The organism is Paenibacillus sp. MMO-58 (assembly GCF_037146255.1).
Lineage (GTDB): Bacteria > Bacillota > Bacilli > Paenibacillales > Paenibacillaceae > Pristimantibacillus.
Window position 1 is genome coordinate 116,899 of sequence record NZ_JBBCVY010000010.1, and the last position, 15,966, is coordinate 132,864.

Consider the following 15,966-nt stretch of genomic DNA (forward strand, 5'->3'; position numbering starts at 1 on the left):
TCCTATCCCCATACCTGTTCGAAAATACGCAGCCAGTTGCCGCCAATGATCTTGCTGACCTCTTCATCGGAATAACCCCTTGCGACAAGACCGCGGGTGAAGTTGATGAACAAGCCGTATTGCTCGAGTCCGGCGACAAGTTCGGTGGACGGTCCGTCTCCTTTGGCAAAGCCAAGCTTAGGGGCGATATGCTCCTTGAAATAGACGAGGGACCAGTCGACATCGCTCATAGGCCAGTCGGTACCGATGCCGACATGGTCAACGCCAATTAGGCGAACGATATAATCGATGTGATCGAGCACATGATCGATGGTTGTAGCCTGCGGATCGCCATGAACGAACCATGGCATGGCAAATACGCCGATTACGCCGCCCGTAGCGGCAATCGCGCGAAGCTCGGCATCGCTTTTGCAGCGGCGGTGAGGATAGATCGCTTCTACGCCCGTATGGGAAGCGATAACCGGCTTGGTGGAGAGACGGCAGGCATCCAGCGTTGTTTGCTCGCCGCAATGGCTGGTGTCGACAACGATGCCAAGCTCATTCATGCGGCTTATAAACGTCATGCCGAAGTTAGAGACGCCGCCATTAGCCAGCTCCATACAGCCGGATGCGATGGCATTCTGATTATTATAGGTTAATTGAAGCACCCGAAGGCCAAAGCCGTGAAGAGCTTCGAGCAGGTCGATGTTCTTGCCGAGACCGCCCGGATCCTGCGAAGTGACGATGCCGGCTTTAAGACCTTTGCGCTTGGCTTCGAGGATATCGTCCGCCGTCAGAGCTTTCACAAGCCAGTCGAACCGGTCGAACTGCTCCTGCATTTCGCCCATGCTGGTTATGATCGCTTCCGGGCTGGACAAGTCCACTTCCCGGTTGCCGGCCGTGATTCCGGAGCGGTACCACTCTTCCTTGAAGGCAGGCAGCTCGCCGCTAACGGACATTTGCCGCAGACGTTTGGCAGGGAGGGCGCTGTAAGCCATCGGGTCATCCTTCAGGGCTTCGCATTCTTCTTTGATTAGCGCCGATACTTCGGCGGGAACAACGCGGGGGGATAGAGGTCCCTGAAACAGCAGGTCGATTACGATGCTGCGTTCATGGATGTCCAGTGCCCGCTTTTCTTGCTCCGGGGTGAGGTGAAAGTCGTACAATCCTTGATGCTCCTTCATGATGACACGCTCCTAGATTGCGATAGTTATACCTTTGCCTTGAAGCTTGGCTTGCTCATGCAGATAAGACGCCACGGCCAAATCCTCAACGGCTAGGCCAAGCGATTTGAAGAGAGTAACGTCCTTGTCCGAGGCTCTGCCCGGAGCACGGCCAAGAAGGACCTGGCCGATCTCGCCGATAATATGATCGCTGCCAATCGCCCCCTCCTGAAGAGGGATCAGGTAGTCCCCGGCTTCGTTTACGGCCGATTCATACCGGTCGACGTATAGCTTAGCCTGCCGGACAACGCCTGTTGCCAGCTCCCGGTCCGGAGCGCGGCAGGCGCCAACGGCGTTAATATGCGCGCCTTCGGGAATCCACTCTCCCTGCAGAACGGGAGTTGTCGAGGAGGTGAGGGTACAGATGATATCGGCCTCCGCGACAGCCTGCTGTGCGGCAGCCGAAATTTCGATCGTCAGCTCCGCATATTTGGCGCCCATCTCCTTTTGAAATCTGGTTGCATGCTCCAGGTTAGGACTCCATATACGGACATGCTTGATCGGGCGGACAAGAAGCAACGCCTCGAGATGAGTGCGGGCTTGCTCGCCTGTTCCGATTAACGCAAGAACCCGCGAGTCTTCTCTCGCGAGCAGCTTCGTTGCGGCCGCACTGACGGCGGCGGTACGTATAGCTGTTACGTTACGGCCGTCAACAATGGCGTTTATTGCGCCATTCTCCGCGTCAAACAAGGCAATAACGCCCTGATGGGAGGGTAGGCCGCGGTTATGATTGTGAGGGAAGACGCTGATCAGCTTCGCTCCAACGACCTCCTGCGAGGCGAGATAGGCCGGCATTAGTCCCATTAAGCCGCCCTGGCGGACGGGAACAACGGACCGGAGCTGCTGCTCGGCTTGTCCGGCGGACAAATCGGACAGAACGTTTTCCATAAGCGGAATGCAGGCTTCCATCGTTAATAGTTCGGATACAACGTTACGGTCAATGACTAATATGATGCGCTCACCTGCTTGCTGTCGAATGTAGATCTATTTTATTTTACCTCAAAAATATTAGGGAGTGTAAGCGATGCTTGGAGCAGCGAAAAAAGAGCCCGCCGGTTATCCGGCGAGCTCTTCCGCAGCGGCCAATTCTAGCCGAACTGGCTTCGGTAGATGTTGTTTCGGCCGTTTCTTTTGGCCGTGTAGAGGGCCTGGTCGCATCTCGTATACATCGTTTCCATATGGGTGTGCTGATCCGGAACGACGGTGAGCACTCCCATGCTTATGGTGTAGGAGACAGGCAGGCTGGTTGGCGCGGATTGCAGCATGATCTTGATCCGTTCGGCCAGCGCGCTTGATTCCTGCTCGTCTTTGCCGGGAAGCAGAATGCCGAATTCGTCTCCGCCGTAACGCACGAATAAGTCGTCCTTGTCCAAGTAATGCCGGATTCGCTTCGTTACGTCCTGCAGCACGAGATCGCCGATATGATGGCCGTAATTATCGTTAATGTCCTTAAAGCTGTCGATGTCAAACAGCAGATACGAGACCGCTTCGCCTTTCTTGGCATAATGATTCAAGTAGCTTTTGGCGCTGGTCATAAACGTTCTTCGATTAAGCGCGCCGGTCAGATCGTCGTAGCTTGCGTAATGAAGCAGCTCTTGGTTGGTCTTTTCCTTCCACAGCAGCATAAAGCCCATTATCCCCAGGATCGTAAGAATATAGATGGTCACCAGATAGAACAACTGGTAGATCCCCGGCGTGAAGAAGCTTGCGGGAATATCCGTAAAGAGAGCGGTTGTTCCTCTGACCAGATTGGCCGCGATCACAAACAGATAAATATAGCCTATGACTTTCATTAGCGGGGATGGTCCTTTGATCAGCCTGTACATAGGGGCAAGTATGATGGCGAGAGCGGCAGAGCAATAGGCGATCCGGGCTTCCTCCTCGTTATGGACAAGCATGATGAGATGAAACCCCGCAATGCTGAGAGGGATAACCAGCTTGTACATGATTTTATAGCGCGTCCGCCATTCGTTCCTTAATCGTAACATGGAGATGGTCTCAAGGGAGGCTCCGACAAACATGAGGGAATTGGCAACGGAGATAGTAAGAAAGTCCGGGATATCTCCGCGCAGGACAACAAGAAACCAGGAGCAGGACTGAAGGCATTTGGCCAGGAAAAAGATTCTGACCGGCGAGGCTTTGATCACATCCCGCCAATAAGCGCTTATAAGTATGAATGTAAATAAATAGGCAATTCCAAGAAAGATGAGGATCGTTGTCGAATCCAGCAGTATGCTAATGGTGGTCACCAGCCTGACGAGAAAAATATCCGTTACTGCCGATTATATCAGGATGCAGGAAACGGTTGGAAGACGTTATTCGTAAAATTAATCCGGAATCTATTTCAGCTACGTTTAAGGAATAGGAGATACACTGTCAATTATAGGACATTTGATGGATGTAGAGGAGGCAATAATATGGCAAATTCCAAATGGGTGAAATGGGTTGTCGGGCTTTCCAGCGTAGCGTTATTCACGGGAATGGTCGGCGTTATTAATCATTCATCGGCAAATTCTACAACAGCTCCGGTCAGCAGCGACGTTCTAAATAGCAGTCCATCCGATGGAGGAATCCAGGGCAATGACGGCACAGGCTCCTTCGAGCAAAGGCCGTTTGGCCGCGGACGCGGCATGGGACAGGATTTCGGCTCGGGAACGGGCTCCGGAACAAGTTCCGGCGACGAAGGCATGCGAACGCATGCTTCATAGCAGGGAGGGATATAGATGGCATTGCATAGATTCCGGGCGATGAATTCGCAGTTTTTCACAAAAGGTCTGCATGAAGGCGCGCAGGCGATGGCGGAGAGCTGGATCACTGTCGTAGAGGAGAAGCTGAGCCGGTTTAATCCGCGCAGTGAGCTGTCCCAAATGAACCAATCTGCCGGACAACCTTTTTCCGCCTCCACGCTGCTCTATGAAGTAATGGCTGAAGCCAACCGTTACTATGAAGCAACGGACGGTCTGTTTAATCCCTATATGGGACATGTCATTCGCGAGCTTGGATATTCCGGGACGTTTGAATCCTTGGCGGAGAGGCCCGCGCATGTGAATCCGGTGTTTACGACTAACCCTTTTGATTGCGAGCTGCCTTTGATTCTGGACCCCGGCACGAGAGCATTAACGCTGAATGCGAAGCTTGCGGTCGACTTGGGGGGATTCGCAAAAGGCTGGAGCGCCAATCAGCTCTCTCTCATGATTCAGCATGCGGGCGTACGTTCCGGCGCGATTGGAGCGGGAGGAGATATTGCGTTGTGGGGTGTGCCGGACGAAGGCTGGTCGGTCAGCATCGGTGATCCATGGGAAGCAAGCCGGGATCTGATGACGCTTCAGGTAAGATACCCGGCTGGGATCGCTACAAGCAATACAGTTAGAAGGCAATGGAAGGACAGCGCCGGTCAAAGCCGCCATCATATTATTCATCCGCGCACGGGAGCGCCGGTCGAATCGGATCTGGCTCAGGTGACGCTGTTTGCGCCAAATCTGGCGGATGCCGAGGTATACGCGAAATGCGTTCTTCTTCTCGGCCGGGAGCAGGGCTTCGAATGGCTTGCCGGCAACCATCCGGCTTGCGCGGCAGTAGGCGTGCTGCATGACGGATCGATCCGGACGATTGGCGCTATCGGTCAGTATGTAGAGGAAAGGGGATTATGCGTATGAATCAGATATTGGATGCTCTAAGCGTATGGACCACAACTCGCGCCTCGGGCATTACGTCGTATTTGTTCCTGTTTCTGTCCACGATTGCCGGTATTTCAATGGGATCGCGACTAATCAAAAATAAGGCCAAAGCGACGGTGCTGACCATTCATCAATCCGCGGGCTGGTTCGGCTTCCTGTTCGGCATGATGCATGGAGCCGTGCTGCTGTTCGACCAATACGTGGGTTATTCCGTAAGCGGACTGCTCATCCCGTTCACGGCCGAATCGCATCCCGTTCTAACGGGCATGGGGACATTGTCGTTTTATATGTGCTTTATTGTTATCCTGTCCTCCGACATGATGAAAAAGCTTGGCAAGAAAGCTTGGAAGATGACGCATATGCTGGCATTTCCCGGTTACTTTCTAGCCCTCCTGCACGGTCTGCTGATCGGCTCGGATTCAAGCTATCCTTGGGCGCAGGCGATGTACGGGGCGACAGGCATTATTGTAGTGGCGCTTACGGTTTACAGGGTATGGACGGTGAAAAAGGATAAGCGTGAAGCGCCGAGGAGCGGGCGGGTAACCTATCCGCATGCGAAGCCAATCATTATTGAGCCCGGCGATTATAAAGTACGATAAGGCCCTTCAGAGGGTCTTTTTTTATTTTAAAGAATATGTCGATGATACAGGCTATTGAAGGAGACAACTTTCGCGCCTCCCGCATAAAATGTAAGCGTATCACATTCCTCGAATTCGGAGGTGATGAAAAGTGCTAGGATCGCTTACACTTTGGATGGAAGTTGCTTTGTGGGTCGTGCTGGGCTCGATGGGTGCAAACCTGTTGGTTGACTTGTTCAAAACGGTAACAGGCGGCAAATTCTCGATGGACTTCGTATTGGGCTACCTGAAAGACCTGTTGTACTACGTAATGCCGCTGCTTCTTCTTGCGGGACTTTCCTTGATGGACGTAACAGGCTGGGTCGTTCTGGTTGGTTATTACTTGGGCGCGCTCGCAGTGCTCCTGAAGTATCTCATGGACTTGAAAGGAAAATTATAATCCACGTTGGATGCAGCAGTCGGCAAGCCGTTAAACAAGGGCTGGGCATCTTCGGATAGGATAGGCCGGGGCTTCTTACGGGAGGGCTCCGGCCTTTGGTTTTGTGCGAAACGTATAGCAGAAGCCGTCGTGGAACCAATCGTGCGCCTTGTGCACCCTTGTGCCATCTGCATCTCGCCTAACGAAACTACATCATGCTATTCCATGCTTCAACCCTGCTTTTTACCGTCAAAATGTCCTATAGCGTTACTACGTTTCGTTAGACTCGGGAAACGGCCGATTTTCGCCAAATAAGCATATGACGTTTCGTTAGTGCGGAAAGCCCCCTGGCCCGGCACTTTTTGCAAGTGTATGGCGAGGGCTTTTTGGCATGATCAGCTTTCCTCAAGGCAATAGAGCCAGGAAGGACTTCGTCGCCGAGGACATCGGTATTCCCCGCAGCGTAGCAATGCCGATATGACGGCCGGGCAAAGGCTCGGCTAGAGGGATTTCAACCAGCTCTCCGCGCTGTAGCTCTTCCATGACGTAGTTGCGAATAACAAAGGCCAGGCCAAAGCCGCTTTTGGCGAATTGGACAAGCAGGTCCACGCTGCCGAGCTCGAATTCAGGGGTAAACGCGATCCCGTGCGATGCCGCGTAATCATCCAGGTAACGTCTCGTGCTGCTCCCCTTTTCGAGCAATAGCAGCGGATAGGGATTCAATTGCTCCAAGGTAAGTGGCGGGCCGTCAGAGAGCGATTGATAACCTTTGCCTCCGACAAAACAGTCTTGAAGCAGCGTGCTTTCGCGTATAGCGACTTGCTTGTCGGATACGGGCAGGCTGACAATGCCGAAGTCGATCCTGCCTTCTTTAAGGAGCGCAAGCGTCTCGGGGGTTGTCCGGTTGGTAACCCTGACGCGGACGCCGGGATGCTGCTCATGGAACCGCTCCAGGTAAGGCAGCAAATAATGCTTGCACAACGTGTCGCTCGCTCCTATCGCAATTTCCCCGGTATTGAGATTATTCATTTCGGCTATCGCTTTTTCGCCAATCTGAACGGATTGGAAGGCTTGCTCGATATATTGCAGCAGCACGGTTCCTTCTTGGGTTAAAGTGACTCCCTTAGGCGTACGGAAGAATAGCTGTCCTCCAAGCGTGCTCTCCAGCTGCTTGACCGTATGGCTTACCGCAGGCTGGGTAATATGCAGCTGCTCGGCGGCTTTCGATAAACTTCCGGTCTTGGCAATCCAATAAAAAACGCGGTACCACTCCAAATTCACTTCCATAGGTATTCCTCACATTTATATCAGATATTAGTTATATGAATTATTCTAATATACTTCCCGGGCTTTATCATTAGTAAGTAAGCAATTGATGAAGCGGAGGTTATGAGAATGACAGTAACGGCGATTGTAGGCGCAAATTGGGGAGACGAAGGAAAAGGGAAGATGACCGATGCATGGGCTGCGCAATCCTCCTATGTTGTCCGGTTCCAAGGAGGAAGCAATGCGGGGCATACGATTATTAACGATTTCGGGAAGTTTGCCCTGCATATGCTTCCCTCGGGTGTTTTTAACCCAAACGTTACGAATGTGATTGGTCCCGGCACGGCACTGGATATGGGAGTTTTGCTGGATGAGCTGAAGGCTTTGTCGGCACGGGGAGTTCCAGCTCCTAAATTGATCATTTCGGATAGAGCCCAGATTGTATTGCCGGTGCACCGGCTGTTCGATGAATTGGAAGAGGAGAGGCTGGGAAGCAACAGCTTTGGCTCCACGAGACGCGGCATTGCTCCTTTTTATGCGGATAAATATACCAAGCTTGGGATTCAGGCTGCCGATTTGCTGGAGCCTGCCCGTTTGCTTAAGCGCTTGGAGCGGCTGTTAGAATCGAAAAACGTACTTCTGCAGCATCTTTACGGCCGTCCTACCGTGCAGGCGGAAGACTTGATGCCGGAGCTGCTTGAGCAAGCGAAGCTTCTGGCACCGTATATAGGCGACACCGCATCGCTGCTTCAGAAAGCCTGTATCCATGGAGAACCTATTCTGCTGGAGGGACAATTAGGGGCGCTTCGGGATCCCGATCACGGGATCTATCCTTTTACCACCTCCTCTTCGACGCTTGCGGGCTTTGCGGCGGTTGGGGCAGGAATTCCTCCGTATGCCATCCAACAGGTCGTTGCCGTAACAAAAGCTTATTCCAGCTGCGTTGGCGCCGGTCCGTTTGTATCCGAGCTTCATGGAGCACAGGCGGAGGAGCTTAGGAAGCGGGGCGGAGATGCAGGGGAATACGGCGTAACGACCGGCCGGCCTAGACGCGTCGGTTGGTTTGACGCCGTTGCTACGCGATACGGCTGCCGTCTGCAGGGAGCGACATCCGTCGTATTAACGAACCTGGATGTCTTGGGTTATTTAGACGAAATCCCGGTTTGCGTCGGCTACGAAACGGATGAAGGGATTATCGATTGCTTCCCTATTACCTCCAAGCTTGAAGAAGCAAAGCCCGTGTACAAATCTATGCCCGGCTGGAAAAGCAATATCTCGGATATTAGGCAATTCGATGATTTGCCTCTTGCGGCCCAAAAATACGTAGAGTTCGTGGAGTCCGAAATTGGCGTTCCGATCACGACGATTTCCGTTGGACCAAGACGCGATCAGGTGATTGCGAGATAAGTGAATTGTAAGTGAAAGGGCAATTCTCCGAGCCTCCCGGAATACGATTGAAATAAGGCTTTTTAACGGTGTAAATACGGAGGTGGGCTTATGGGGAATAAAGCTGTACTGGAAGAGCTGCTGTTATCCTGGCCGGGCTTAACGACGGGCCCTCATCGGTTCGGCGGTATCGAATTTGCGGTGAACGGCAAGGAGATCGGACATCTTCACGGCGAGCGGCTGGTGGATCTGTTATTGCCGAAGGCCAAGCGGGATGAGGCGGTAACGACCGGAAAAGCCAGGTCTCATCATATCCTGCCGGAATCAGGCTGGGTCTCCGTCTATTTGAACACCGAAGACGATCTTGCCCATGCCATTGAGCTGCTGCGTTATAACTATGAACGGTTTGCCCAAGAAGGCAACGTTCCCTAACGGAATGGGCGCATATTCCATTCCTCCTTCGCTCATACTGTAAGGAGCTTGAAGCAGAGGAGGATTATACAGTGGACATTAACCGCGCCAAAGAAATTGCCGCATCTCCGGTAATGGAGGACGTGAAGTATAACGAAATGCAGGTATATATTCAGCATGTGGATGATGCGAGGGAGACAGCGCGCATTTATCCGTTATCCAATCCGGAGCAGGAGCTTGAAGTGCCGGTTCGCAGCTTGGTTGAGCAATCATCTACGATGGGAATGGAAGTTGATCAAGTGGCTTGCCGGGCTTCCTTAGACGGAAACTGAATAATTGAATTTTGTAAAACAAAGCATGGCGGGTTACCGCTGTGCTTTGTTTTTTGTATAATGAATCTTTCAGCAGTTAGTCAGCCGGTAGGAGAGAAGAACGTTCATGAAACAACAAGCGCAATTGAAATCCAGTTTACTATTAATACTTGCTGCCTTTATATGGGGGTTTGCTTTTGTAGCCCAGCGTCAGGGGATGGAGCATACAGGGCCGTTTACCTTTAATGCCGTTAGATTTGTATTGGGAGCCGTATCGTTATTGCCGTTAATTTGGATCATGGACCGGAAATCCGGCCAGACCAAGGCGCAGCTTCGCGGTTCCTTTAAGAGCGCTTCTATATACGGAGTATGCACGGGGCTTATCCTGTTCATCGGGGCTTCCTTGCAGCAAATCGGGCTGATGTATACAACCGCGGGCAAAGCGGCTTTCGTTACGGGACTTTATATTGTTATCGTGCCGTTCTTCGGCCTGTTTCTGAAGCAGCGGCTCGGCGTGAACAGCGGCATTGGCGCCGTTCTGGCGGTTATCGGCCTATATTTATTATGCATGACCAATGATCTCAAGTTGGGCAAAGGGGATTTGTACGAGCTTGTCGGCGCCTTATTCTGGTCCGTTCATATTCTGATGATCGACCGTTTCTCCCGCAGGACGGACGGGCTAAAGCTATCGCTTGTGCAGATTGCGACGTGCTCGGTGCTGAGCTTTATCGCAGCCTTCTCTACGGAAAAGGTGGAACTCTCAGGTCTGTCCGATGCCCTAATTCCATTGTTATACGGCGGAATTTGTTCCGTGGGTATTGCGTATACGCTGCAGATCGTTGGCCAGAAGAACGCTCATCCTACGCAGGCGGCCATCATTCTGAGCCTGGAGACGGTGTTTGCCGCCATCGGCGGCTACCTGCTGCTGGACGAAGTGCTCGGCGTCCGCGCAGGGATCGGCTGTATGTTTATGCTGGTCGGCATGATTGTGCCGCAGCTTCCGCCGCTCTGGCGGGTTAACCGTAAAAATCGTTCACTTCCTGAATAAAGAGGGCAAACAGGGGATGCGAGGAGCTATCCTCAGGCTTAGCGAACGCTTCGGCCAGGCTTTTGTAATACCAGGCTTGCTCTTTTTCGCCTCTTTTGAACCGGGACCAGAAAGATGGACCGGTTGTCTCAAACTCCCGTTTCATGCTTCGCAGGTTATGCAGTTTGTCGGCACAGGCTACCAACCGGATTTCCAGCGAAGAAGAGGGGAGAGTCTCGATCGTATGGGTTTTCCGTTCTTCCCAGCTTAAGGATTTATCCGGCTCGGAGCAGCCCTTCACAATAAACGTGATTTCTGGTCCAAACCGTTCGGTTAACTGCTGCTCGGTTGTATCCGTATCCTCGAGCACATCATGGAGAAGGGCTGCTATAATCACTTCTTCGCCGTAGTTGTACGAGGATAGGAGCATCGCCACTCCGAAAGGATGGGAGATGTAAGGTATGCCGGTTCCTTTGCGGTATTGGGCTTGATGGGCGGTTGCTGCAAACTCGATCGCGACATCCAGTAAGTTCATTTGATCAGCTCCTTTAACGTTATTGACTATATTATACGAAGAAGGAGCAAGTATTACGAGTAAAGTCGCCCGCGGCTAGCAGCACAACAGAAAGGCCCTCCCAGTCATCGGTGACTGGGAGGGCCTTCGTTATTTCTTACCAGTTATTCCCCGATACGCGGGTCACGGTGAAGTTCGGGCTTTGCGCTTCGCCGTAAATGGCGGAGATGCCCGGGTTGTTGACCTTCACGTTGGTGAAGCTTGCTCCCCCGTAAGCAGGGCCTTGGCCTTGCTCGGCGCGTACGACAAGCTTGATGCCGTAGCGGGACGGATTGTTAATGTTGACGTTCTCGACTCTGATATTTTGCATCACCATATTGTTTGGCGACATGGATTGGAACATAAGGCCGAAGTAGACCGGATTGTTGATGTCCACGTTTTTGATCAGAATGTTCTTGATCGCCCGGTCGCCGCCGTAGATCCAGATTGCGCCAAAGTTCTGGTACTCGTTAATTTTGTCGTCGGCGCCAACGCTGGTCCAGAAGTCGCCTCCCGTGCGGTCCAGCGTTGCTCCGTCAATGACGGTATCCTGGTCGCCGAAGCCAAGCGTATTGTAGCCGAAGCTGTAGCTGCTGATCGTAATGCCCGGATACGTCAACGTATCCGCGCCGTACAGGTTCTGGAACAGATTATCCGAACCGCCGTATACGGCAAAAGCAGCCGCGCGGCGCACGTTAGTCGCCGTCAGGTTCGTGTACTTGTTGCCAACGTTGTAAGAGCCGCCGGAGTCGGTAGCGCTGAATAGAGCGAAGGAGTCGTCGCCCGTACCACGCGCATAGTTGTTGTCGATCACGTTGTACGAGGAGCCGTTCGTCATGTTGATGCCGTCCGCAAAGGTGTTCTTGATCCGGTTGTTCTTGAACGTGTTGTAGGAGGAGTTAACCCCCCAGTAGAGGCAGACAAAATGCTCGACCCAGATGTTCTGAACCGTTACGTTCTGCATGCCGTTGCCGTCGATGAATTTGCCCGGTCCATCCACCCGGTTAATGTAGTTGCCCCATGCCGACAGGTCGCGGATCGTTGAACCGTTAGCCGCGGCGCTGATGTTAAAGCCAACATCCGTATTGGACTGGCTTTGAGGAGCAACCAGCTTCGTGTACCAAGGACCGGCGCCTACGATTTCCGTTGCGCGGCCATAGAGGAAGATCTTGCTGTTGATCGTCCATTCGCCGGCCGGGATGTAGATGCCTTTTTTCGTATTATCCTGTCTGAACTCCGTCAGCGCCTGATCAATCGACTTGGACGCCGATACGGCCACGTATTTGGTTGGATCCGGGTTCGCTTGAGGCGGTGCCACATTCTCGGTTTCGAGCAGATCGACGTAGATCCAGGATACGTCGCCGGCATCCTTCTGAATCTTGATTTTGGTTCCGGCCGGATACACCTGGTCCAGCATCAGCTGCGCGTCCTCATAGAGCCAGTAAGCCGTTAAGCCTGCGCCAGGCGCATTGTCGTAGCCAAGACGGCCAAGCGTGCTAGGCGTTGCGTACAGGTAAGAGAACTTGGAGGAAACGTTGAATTTTCCTTTGCTTACGCCATCCGCATAGATGCTTACCGTTCCGGTCGTATTCTCGGCAACCGCGTTGCGGAGAACAAACGCGTTCGCCGGGGAAGTCAGCGTAAATTCCACGTATTCTCCCGTAGCGTCCAGATAGACGGATGAACGGCCGGATGCTTCGCCGGCATAATCGCCAGGCTTGAAGTTAGGAGTCAGCTTTGTGCCGTTAGTCGCATTGGAGGTCGATTCCGCCTCAATGATAGTGAACGGCATATTTGCTCCGCGGCCCGAGTACAAGCTTACCGTATTGCTGTTATTGGTTTGCTTGGTGCTCACTTCGCTGCCGTCGGCGGCTACCGTCGTGGTTACCGAGTAGCTGCCGTTAACCGCAGTCCAGGTGCCCATCGTTACGTTAACGGATTGGCCTGCCGCAAGGGATCCGGTATACGAGCCGTTCCAGGTCTGAACGGTTGCGCCGGAAGCGTTCTTCAATACCACGGTAATCGGATGAGCGCCGGCCGCGGAAGCGATATTCCCTTGGTTCTTCAGGTTAGTCGTAAAAGTAACCGTGTTGCCCGCGCTTGGGTTGCTTGGGTTCCAGGTCGTCGATACGGTCAGGTCGGAGCTTTGCACGGCAGCAACGGTGATACCCGCCGAGTTGCTGTAGCTGTTGTTGTTATTGTTTTGCTCAATAACGGTATTGCTCTCATCGACCTTCGCGCTTACCGGATAATTGCCGGCATTTCTTGCCCCGGCATTAACCGATACCGTAGCTGTCGCATTGGCAGCCAAGGCAGCGACGGGAGCCGTGCCAACAAGCTCGCTGCCCAGGTAGAAGTTCACCGAAGAGGCAGGGGAGCTGGCGTTGCCGATATTTTTTACGGTTGCGTTAAGGGTAATGGCATCCGTCTCAACCGGATTGGTTGGCGTCCAGGTCATGCCTGTAATCGTCAGATCCGGGTTTGGTGCAGGCGTGCCGTAAATTTCGAATTCCGCTACCTGACCGCCGGGCGCGCCGGAGTTCGCCGTAATGTTCAGTTGAACCTTGCTCACGGTAGCGGTAACCGGAATGGTAACCGTATTCCCGGAGGAAGGGTTAAACGTATAGGACTGTGCGGATACCAGATTGCCGAAGGTTGTTGTGCTTTGATTGGCGCCCAATACTTGAATCGTTTGGGTACGCGTGCTCCATTCGGCGGCCGGATTCAGCTTCACCACGACGGAAGTAATGTCATGATTGGCGCCAAGATCAACGGTCAGCTGGCTTGGATTGCCGCTGCCTTCCCAGTAAGTAGAAGTGCTTCCGTCATTGCCGTTTGCCGCTACATACGTAAAGGTTGAAGAAGAAGCTGTAATGGTCTTGCCTAAAGCTACGTTCCCGCTGGACGGAGGCGTAGGTGTCGGTGTTGGTGTAGGTGTCGGTGTTGGTGTAGGCGTCGCAGTAGGTGTAGGTGTAGGAGTTGGAGTCGGCGTAGGAGTCGGTGTTGGTGTTGGTGTTGGTGTTGGAGTCGGCGTAGGCGTAGGAGTTGGTGTCGCCGAAGCTGCCACGGAGATCTGATCCAGATTTACATTGCCGGAATCGGTAGAGTCGTATTTGTAGGCGATCGTGTTGTTGCCTGCATTAAGAGTCAACGTCTCGGTCTTGGTGCCCCAAGTATCCCAGTTCGATAGGGTATTCAGCGTAGTCTGACGGATCTTGGTACCGTTGACGTAAATGCTTAATGTACGCGCGGAGCCTTGGGCGTTAGCGTATTTGAGCGTGACGTCGTAGCTGCCTGCGGAAGCTGCGTTTACCGTGAAGGCCGTTGAAGCGCCTTGCGTCCAGTAGCCGTCAACAAAGCCCGTTCCGGAGTAGCCGGTGTGGTCCGTGTTTACTTTAGCGCCGCCGGACAGCGCTGCGCTCTCGGCCTGATAAGTGCCGGATGGCGGAGGAGTTACGGCTGCTCCGTAAATTTCGAATTCGGAGAGTTGGCCGGCCTGCCAGCCTGTATTGGCCGTAATATTCAGACGGACGTAACGGGTGCTTGCTGCCGAGAAGTTAATGGTTACCGCGTTGTTGCTGACGGAAGGATTAAAAACGTAACTGGCAGAGCCAACAATGTCGGTGAATGTCGATCCGTTCGTGCTGCCTTGCACGGACAACGTCTGGGTGCGCGTGCCCCAGCCGGCAGGAAGCTTCAGAACGACCTGATCAATGCTGGTGCTTGCGCCAAGATCGACTTGGATCCATTGCGGAAAAGCATTGTTCGTGCTCTCCCAATATGTAGCCTGATTCCCGTCGGCTACATTGCCCGCGACATAAACATCCGCGTAGCCGCTTGCCGTTACCGTCTTGCCTATGGCAAGGTTGGAACCGCCCGCCGCCGACGAGACAGAAGGGTAGAGCGTAAGCTGCGATAACAAAATAGCCAGTGCAAGAGAGAACATCATCAGCGGATTGCGGCTTAGTCTTTTACTATTGGCGAACATAAAAAACCTCCTAGTATTAAGAATGGTCAATCATTAATGCGCTTACATTTTATTGCATAGCTGCATTCAACCACCTCCTAAGAAGAGTTCGGTATATCCGACCATTCTTGCTTCGCAAGCATCCATTCGATGAACAAAAAGCCAATACCTAACGGGATACGCGGTATTGGCGGTCTCGAATCTTTTCGTCATGAGGTTGTAATCGGAAGAGCAGTCGTATGTGCATAGCATAATCCAGTTGCCTGCCAGGCTGAAGATGCATTCCTACGATGAACATGTGCGATCTTATGTATCGGTGGAAGGCGCAAACAAAAAAACCGGCACCGCATCAGGGCGGTACCGGTTCTATAGATCCTGTTCTTTCAAATAAGAGAGCGCAGAGCGCATCTTCTCGATATAAGCGGCTTCTCCGCCTGTACACATGAACCGTACTTGGCCGCTACCGCGCCCCGTGCCGATTCCGTAACGGCTCAGCATCGCGGTTAAACGCCGGATCGTTCCCAGATTGCCGTTCACAATCTGAATATGCGGAGGCAGAACATCCCGGAGAATAGACGTGTAGAACGGGAAATGCGTGCAGCCCAGCACCAATATGCCGTATTCGTTCAAGTCGTAAGGCGCCAGCTTGGTGAGAAAATAATCCTTCAGCACTTCTTTATCGAATTGCAGCGACTCGCAATATTGCACCAGCTCGGGCATTGGAAGGGAATCCACGATTCCTTCTTCATCAACGCGGGAGACCAGCGCGTAATATTTCGGCATTCGAAGGGTTAGAGGAGTCGCCCAGACAAGAACCTTTTTCCCCGTTGCCCGGTTCATCTCCACGGCAGGCTTCACGGCAGGCTCCATCCCGATAATGGGAAAAGAATACCGCTCCCGCAGTTCGTTAATCGCGATGCTCGTCGCCGTATTGCAGGCTACGACCAGCGCATCGATCCCTTCCGCAACCATCTGCTCAACCGTCTGAAGCACGAAGTCGCGGACCTCCTCTTCCGATTTGGTCCCGTACGGAACATGCTTCGTGTCCGCCATATATAAATAATTCTCGGCAGGAAGACGCTTCAGCGCTTCCGCCAGTACCGTTAGTCCTCCGAGTCCGGAGTCGAAAATACCGATCGTCATAGTTCACAACGTTCCTATCCCATATGA

General features: G+C 52.9%; 15 protein-coding genes. 8 read left to right on the forward strand and 7 right to left on the reverse strand.

The genetic code is table 11. The annotated features are described in order from the left end of the window. Nucleotides 1-2: 2 nt before the first annotated feature. The 3 genes from WFJ73_RS25380 to WFJ73_RS25390 all read right to left on the reverse strand — a co-directional run bounded on the left by WFJ73_RS25380 (nucleotide 3) and on the right by WFJ73_RS25390 (nucleotide 3,451). A complete protein-coding gene (locus WFJ73_RS25380) occupies nucleotides 3-1,163 on the reverse strand; it encodes a dipeptidase (protein ID WP_336775738.1) in 1,161 nt (386 codons plus the stop codon). A gap of 12 nt (nucleotides 1,164-1,175) precedes the next feature. Continuing rightward, nucleotides 1,176-2,186 carry an ornithine cyclodeaminase family protein gene (locus WFJ73_RS25385; RefSeq protein ID WP_336775852.1) on the reverse strand — a complete coding sequence of 337 codons (1,011 nt, stop codon included), beginning with the start codon at nucleotides 2,184-2,186 and terminating at the stop codon, nucleotides 1,176-1,178. 104 nt (nucleotides 2,187-2,290) lie between these two features. Beyond that, nucleotides 2,291-3,451 (reverse strand): GGDEF domain-containing protein, encoded by a 1,161-nt coding sequence (locus WFJ73_RS25390; RefSeq protein ID WP_336775739.1) that lies wholly within the window; start codon nucleotides 3,449-3,451, stop codon nucleotides 2,291-2,293. A 168-nt stretch (nucleotides 3,452-3,619) separates the two neighbouring features. Between WFJ73_RS25390 and WFJ73_RS25395 the strand changes: the two genes are divergently transcribed. The 4 genes from WFJ73_RS25395 to WFJ73_RS25410 all read left to right on the forward strand — a co-directional run bounded on the left by WFJ73_RS25395 (nucleotide 3,620) and on the right by WFJ73_RS25410 (nucleotide 5,896). Continuing rightward, complete coding sequence (locus WFJ73_RS25395) at nucleotides 3,620-3,910, forward strand: hypothetical protein (protein ID WP_336775740.1); 291 nt, start codon at nucleotides 3,620-3,622, stop codon at nucleotides 3,908-3,910. Between the two features lie 15 nt (nucleotides 3,911-3,925). Then, nucleotides 3,926-4,858 (forward strand): FAD:protein FMN transferase, encoded by a 933-nt coding sequence (locus WFJ73_RS25400; protein ID WP_336775741.1) that lies wholly within the window; start codon nucleotides 3,926-3,928, stop codon nucleotides 4,856-4,858. Then, nucleotides 4,855-5,478: a ferric reductase-like transmembrane domain-containing protein gene (locus WFJ73_RS25405; protein WP_336775742.1), complete on the forward strand. Its 624-nt coding sequence runs from the start codon at nucleotides 4,855-4,857 to the stop codon at nucleotides 5,476-5,478. The genes WFJ73_RS25400 and WFJ73_RS25405 overlap by 4 nt, the downstream gene beginning before the upstream one ends. Before the next feature lie 130 nt (nucleotides 5,479-5,608). Beyond that, on the forward strand, nucleotides 5,609-5,896 hold the full coding sequence (locus WFJ73_RS25410; RefSeq protein WP_336775743.1) for a hypothetical protein: 288 nt from the start codon (nucleotides 5,609-5,611) through the stop codon (nucleotides 5,894-5,896). A gap of 384 nt (nucleotides 5,897-6,280) precedes the next feature. Here WFJ73_RS25410 and WFJ73_RS25415 read toward each other — a convergent pair whose 3' ends face one another. Further along, nucleotides 6,281-7,162, reverse strand: a complete 882-nt coding sequence (locus tag WFJ73_RS25415; RefSeq protein WP_336775744.1) for a LysR family transcriptional regulator — start codon at nucleotides 7,160-7,162, stop codon at nucleotides 6,281-6,283. 108 nt (nucleotides 7,163-7,270) lie between these two features. Here WFJ73_RS25415 and WFJ73_RS25420 point away from each other — a divergent pair, with 108 nt between their 5' ends. The 4 genes from WFJ73_RS25420 (at nucleotide 7,271) to WFJ73_RS25435 (ending at nucleotide 10,297) form a co-directional block, all read left to right on the forward strand. Next, on the forward strand, nucleotides 7,271-8,548 hold the full coding sequence (locus WFJ73_RS25420; RefSeq protein WP_336775745.1) for an adenylosuccinate synthase: 1,278 nt from the start codon (nucleotides 7,271-7,273) through the stop codon (nucleotides 8,546-8,548). Between the two features lie 90 nt (nucleotides 8,549-8,638). Continuing rightward, nucleotides 8,639-8,959 (forward strand): luciferase domain-containing protein, encoded by a 321-nt coding sequence (locus tag WFJ73_RS25425; RefSeq protein ID WP_336775746.1) that lies wholly within the window; start codon nucleotides 8,639-8,641, stop codon nucleotides 8,957-8,959. A 71-nt stretch (nucleotides 8,960-9,030) separates the two neighbouring features. Then, nucleotides 9,031-9,270 carry an H-type small acid-soluble spore protein gene (locus WFJ73_RS25430; protein WP_336775747.1) on the forward strand — a complete coding sequence of 80 codons (240 nt, stop codon included), beginning with the start codon at nucleotides 9,031-9,033 and terminating at the stop codon, nucleotides 9,268-9,270. Between the two features lie 106 nt (nucleotides 9,271-9,376). Next, on the forward strand, nucleotides 9,377-10,297 hold the full coding sequence (locus tag WFJ73_RS25435) for a DMT family transporter (protein ID WP_336775748.1): 921 nt from the start codon (nucleotides 9,377-9,379) through the stop codon (nucleotides 10,295-10,297). Here WFJ73_RS25435 and WFJ73_RS25440 read toward each other — a convergent pair. From WFJ73_RS25440 to murI, 3 genes are all read right to left on the reverse strand, one after another. Beyond that, on the reverse strand, nucleotides 10,266-10,811 hold the full coding sequence (locus WFJ73_RS25440) for an HD domain-containing protein (RefSeq protein ID WP_336775749.1): 546 nt from the start codon (nucleotides 10,809-10,811) through the stop codon (nucleotides 10,266-10,268). The genes WFJ73_RS25435 and WFJ73_RS25440 overlap by 32 nt on opposite strands. Before the next feature lie 136 nt (nucleotides 10,812-10,947). Next, nucleotides 10,948-14,817, reverse strand: coding sequence for a discoidin domain-containing protein (locus tag WFJ73_RS25445; protein ID WP_336775750.1), 3,870 nt, complete (start codon nucleotides 14,815-14,817; stop codon nucleotides 10,948-10,950). Nucleotides 14,818-15,162: 345 nt separating this feature from the next. Beyond that, a complete protein-coding gene (gene murI, locus WFJ73_RS25450; protein WP_336775751.1) occupies nucleotides 15,163-15,939 on the reverse strand; it encodes a glutamate racemase in 777 nt (258 codons plus the stop codon). Nucleotides 15,940-15,966 lie beyond the last annotated feature (27 nt).

Coding starts and splice junctions, on each gene's coding strand:
- WFJ73_RS25380 (WP_336775738.1), bottom strand. CDS start 1,163: ATGAAGGAGCATCAAGGATTGTACGACTTTCACCTCACCCCGGAGCAA.
- WFJ73_RS25425 (WP_336775746.1), top strand. CDS start 8,639: ATGGGGAATAAAGCTGTACTGGAAGAGCTGCTGTTATCCTGGCCGGGC.
- WFJ73_RS25415 (WP_336775744.1), bottom strand. CDS start 7,162: ATGGAAGTGAATTTGGAGTGGTACCGCGTTTTTTATTGGATTGCCAAG.
- WFJ73_RS25420 (WP_336775745.1), top strand. CDS start 7,271: ATGACAGTAACGGCGATTGTAGGCGCAAATTGGGGAGACGAAGGAAAA.
- WFJ73_RS25395 (WP_336775740.1), top strand. CDS start 3,620: ATGGCAAATTCCAAATGGGTGAAATGGGTTGTCGGGCTTTCCAGCGTA.
- WFJ73_RS25400 (WP_336775741.1), top strand. CDS start 3,926: ATGGCATTGCATAGATTCCGGGCGATGAATTCGCAGTTTTTCACAAAA.
- WFJ73_RS25445 (WP_336775750.1), bottom strand. CDS start 14,817: ATGTTCGCCAATAGTAAAAGACTAAGCCGCAATCCGCTGATGATGTTC.
- WFJ73_RS25440 (WP_336775749.1), bottom strand. CDS start 10,811: ATGAACTTACTGGATGTCGCGATCGAGTTTGCAGCAACCGCCCATCAA.
- murI (WP_336775751.1), bottom strand. CDS start 15,939: ATGACGATCGGTATTTTCGACTCCGGACTCGGAGGACTAACGGTACTG.
- WFJ73_RS25435 (WP_336775748.1), top strand. CDS start 9,377: ATGAAACAACAAGCGCAATTGAAATCCAGTTTACTATTAATACTTGCT.
- WFJ73_RS25405 (WP_336775742.1), top strand. CDS start 4,855: ATGAATCAGATATTGGATGCTCTAAGCGTATGGACCACAACTCGCGCC.